Origin of the sequence: Bacillus sanguinis (assembly GCF_018332475.1) — a bacterium.
Lineage (GTDB): Bacteria > Bacillota > Bacilli > Bacillales > Bacillaceae_G > Bacillus_A > Bacillus_A sanguinis.
Genome location: NZ_BOQB01000282.1, coordinates 1 through 663 on the forward strand (window position 1 = coordinate 1; position 663 = coordinate 663).

Below are 663 nucleotides of genomic sequence, written 5' to 3' on the forward strand. Positions count from 1 at the left end.
TTAGGCGTTTCATTACATTGATATTATCTTTTTCTTTATAAAGTAAAAATGCTTCTTGCGCCCTCACAAATAAGCTGGGCTGCTCACTAAATCCACCACTATCATAAATTTTAGTTAGCGAATTATAATAAGAATCATTTTCCTTTCCACCATACATCAAATGGGCCGCATCCAGGTCTCTTTTACTTACTTCCAAAAAACTATGTTCATCAATTTTTAAATTAAATGTGGATTTAATATCACTTATTATATTCTTCACATGCTTGTCATCTCGAATTTTCCTTTTTTCAAGACAATCAGAAGATAATTCTGGTGCATCTGTTTGAGAATGTACAACTTGTTGAATAGATACACATAATACAAATACGCTTAAAATGTATAATATTTTTTTCATACTTACGTTTCACCTCAAATAATTTAGATACTATATTATTTGAGGCTTATAATATTCTTATGCTAACAATGTGAAAAGCCCTATAAATTAGACTTTTATAGGACCTTTCATATTAATATTACTTTATCAAATTCACTGGTGAGTCTAGTACTTTACTACTTTTTACGTCATATAGCCCTATAGGCGTTACCCGTATAAAAGGCAAGTGCGTTGCAGAAAAGAACAAAATGGTAAATGCCGGATCGTCATACGCGTAGCCACGCTCTTGC

General features: G+C 31.8%; 2 protein-coding genes. Both read right to left on the reverse strand.

All coding sequences use genetic code 11. The features are described from left to right. Positions 1 to 394: hypothetical protein (locus KI369_RS23960; protein ID WP_212957684.1), on the reverse strand; the 394-nt coding region annotated here is incomplete at its 3' end. Between the two features lie 118 nt (positions 395 to 512). After that, positions 513 to 663: adenine deaminase C-terminal domain-containing protein (locus KI369_RS29940; RefSeq protein WP_438800514.1), on the reverse strand; the 151-nt coding region annotated here is incomplete at its 5' end.